Origin of the sequence: Gemmobacter nectariphilus DSM 15620, assembly GCF_000429765.1 — a bacterium.
GTDB lineage: Bacteria > Pseudomonadota > Alphaproteobacteria > Rhodobacterales > Rhodobacteraceae > Wagnerdoeblera > Wagnerdoeblera nectariphila.
In genome coordinates this window covers 1-2,510 of the sequence record NZ_AUCM01000049.1, presented here as the reverse complement: position 1 = coordinate 2,510, position 2,510 = coordinate 1, and the positions used below count along the sequence as shown (strand labels likewise).

At 68.6% G+C, this 2,510-nt stretch carries 4 protein-coding genes and 1 pseudogene; 3 read left to right on the top strand and 2 right to left on the bottom strand.

Going from position 1 to position 2,510, the window contains the following annotated elements; all coding sequences use genetic code 11:
* The 3 genes and pseudogenes from G481_RS0118555 to G481_RS0118545 all read left to right on the top strand — a co-directional run.
* A pseudogene (locus tag G481_RS0118555) lies at window positions 1-267 on the top strand (DNA modification methylase); the annotation flags it as partial.
* Window positions 267-1,250, top strand: coding sequence for a DNA cytosine methyltransferase (locus tag G481_RS0118550; RefSeq protein WP_028031317.1), 984 nt, complete (start codon window positions 267-269; stop codon window positions 1,248-1,250). The pseudogene G481_RS0118555 and the gene G481_RS0118550, both read left to right, overlap by 1 nt.
* Entirely contained in the window at window positions 1,247-1,468 is a 222-nt protein-coding gene (locus G481_RS0118545) for a DUF7220 family protein (protein WP_028031316.1), read from the top strand. The genes G481_RS0118550 and G481_RS0118545 overlap by 4 nt, the downstream gene beginning before the upstream one ends.
* A 17-nt stretch (window positions 1,469-1,485) precedes the next feature.
* On the opposite strand, the gene G481_RS0118540 is transcribed toward G481_RS0118545, so the two are convergent.
* Complete coding sequence (locus G481_RS0118540; RefSeq protein ID WP_245595012.1) at window positions 1,486-2,124, bottom strand: SOS response-associated peptidase; 639 nt, start codon at window positions 2,122-2,124, stop codon at window positions 1,486-1,488.
* A 108-nt stretch (window positions 2,125-2,232) separates the two neighbouring features.
* Window positions 2,233-2,510 (bottom strand): DUF3489 domain-containing protein (locus tag G481_RS26140; RefSeq protein ID WP_028031314.1); only part of this gene is annotated, 278 nt, incomplete at its 5' end.

The window sequence follows — 2,510 nt, the reverse complement described above, 5'->3', positions numbered from 1 at the left end:
GACGCCTTCGGGATCCCGATGCGCCAGCACGTCGCCCGCGGCGGCCTCTGCTACGAGCCGTTCTCGGGGTCCGGCTCGCAGATCATGGCGGGCGAGGCTAACGGCCGTCGCGTCTTCGCCATGGAGATCAGCCCGGCTTACGTCGATGTCGCCGTGGAACGCTGGCAGGTCGAGACCGGCAAGGACGCGATCCTGGACGGCGACGGCAGGACCTTCACGCAAGTGAAGGCCGAGCGGCTGGGCGACAAGGCCGATGCCGCTGCCTGATGGCCGTCTATTACAACGATGCCGATCCTGCAGCCTGCGCATGGCTGCGGGAGCTGATTGCGGCCAAGCTGCTGCCGGATGGCGCAGTAGACGGGCGGTCCATCCTGGACGTGGAGCCCACCGACCTGCGCGGCTTCGCGCAATGCCATTTCTTCGCCGGGATCGGCGGCTGGCCCTACGCGCTGCGCCTCGCGGGCGTGGCCGAAAGCCTGCCGGTCTGGACCGGCTCGCCGCCCTGCCAGCCGTTCAGCCAGGCCGGGCAGCGCAAGGGACAGGACGATGACCGCCATCTCGCCCCGGCCTTCCTGCGACTCGTTGCAGAATGCCGTCCGGGGCTCGTCTTCGGCGAGCAGGTCGCGAGCGCAGCAGTGCTCGGGCCGGTTGGCGGCGCGGCTCGAACACCGGCTGAGGATCCGGCTGGCTGGGCGTGGTTCGACGCTCTGGCGGTTGACCTGGAAGCGGCATCTTACGCCGTCGCGGCGGCCGATCTGCCGGCTGCGGGCATCGGCGCGCCGCACATCCGCCAGCGGCTGTTCTTCGGCGCCGTCGCCCGGGAGTTGGGCAGGCTGGGCGACAGCTTCGGCGAGGGATCACAAGGACGGATCGGAATGCTCGGCTGTGCCGATCAATGTGCTGCTCGGCCGGCAGGTCTGGCTGGCGGGCTGGCCGACGGCGATGGCAGGCTCGCCAGCGACGGAAAGCTACAACGCGGCCGGCAACACGGATGCGAGCCGCAGGACGGTGAAGCTGGTCGACTGGTCGAAGGCGCCGACCCCGCCGGGACCGGCGCGACGGACGGCGTCTGGCGAGATCCGGACTGGCTCCTCTGCCGCGATGGCCGCTGGCGGCCCGTTGAGCCCGGAACATTCCCGCTGGCTGATGGGATACCCGGCCGCATGGGGCTGCTGCGGGGCTACGGCAATGCGATCGTGCCGCCGCTCGCGGCGGAATTCGTGACGGCGTTTCTGGAGAGCCTGCGATGAAGCAGAGCCGGACCATGTCGATGGTCGAGGCCGCGGCAAACGTTGTCTTCGGCTACGTTCTGGCGATCGGCACGCAGATCGTCGTGTTCCCTTGGTTCGGGATCGAGACAGGTCTCGCGGAGCATCTGACCATCGGCCTCGCCTTCGTCGGCGTCTCGCTGGCGCGTGGCTACCTGCTCCGTCGGCTGTTCGAGGCGATCAGGGTTCGGAACAGATGACCGCGTGCTGACGCCGGTCAGGGATCCTGTTTCTCGCCGCGGGCCACGATCTGCAGGGCGTCGTCGGGCAGCGGGCGTTGCAATGCCAGTGCCTCCACCGTCGGCGCGGTCAGCCAGTGGTCGACCTCGTCCTCACTGGTCAGGATGACCGGCATGGCCTTGGGGTGGACGGCGCCGACGACAGCGTTGGGCTCGGTGGTCAGGAAGCCGAAGAGGTCGGCGGTGACCTCGCCCTCCTTCAGCTTGCGCACCGAAGTCCAGCGCGTCCAGAGCCCCGCGAAGAATGCCAATGGGCGGGAGTCGTCGAAAGCGAACCAGACCGGGGGACGACTGCCACCGGGCAGGACCTCGTTCTCGGAGAACGACGTGAACGGCACGACGCAGCGATGCTCTACGCCGAGCCACGGCCGCCAGTGAGGCGACTTGACCTGGCGGATGTTGGTGACACCACGATCGACCTTGCGGCCGGTGAGATACTTCGCCGGAGTCGGCATGCCCCAGCGGGCCATGACCAGTTCGCGGCCGTCGCATGCATTGCGCACGATCGGTGCCGCCATGTCCGGAAAGATTGCGGGCATTGGCGGCTGGTTACCGGAAAGGTCCGCGGGCCAGCGGCGCGTGAAGAAACGTCGGACCGCATCGTGCGGCTTGGTCATGCTATAGAGGTTGCACATGGACACCAACGTCGCCAACCGTGAGCGGAGTGTAAAGACTGGTGAAGCCGCCGCGGCCCCAGCGCGCGGCGGCCGAAGATCTTCGCGGTGTCAGTCAGCGATGCGATAGATGCGCTTCCCGTCGACCTTTTCGGAGGTGACGGTCAGGCCCAGCTTCTTCTTGAGCGCGCCGGACAGGAAACCACGTGCGGTGTGTGGCTTCCAGCTGGTCGCCTCGGCGATCTCGTCGATGGTCGCGCCGCCCTCGGCGCGGAGCATCTCGATCAGTTTCGCCTGCTTGGTGCCCGGGCGCGGTGTGCGCGCCTTGGGCGCGGGATCGGCCTCGGCGGGGGCGTGCTGCGGGGCCTCCGCACTCGGTGCCCCGTCGG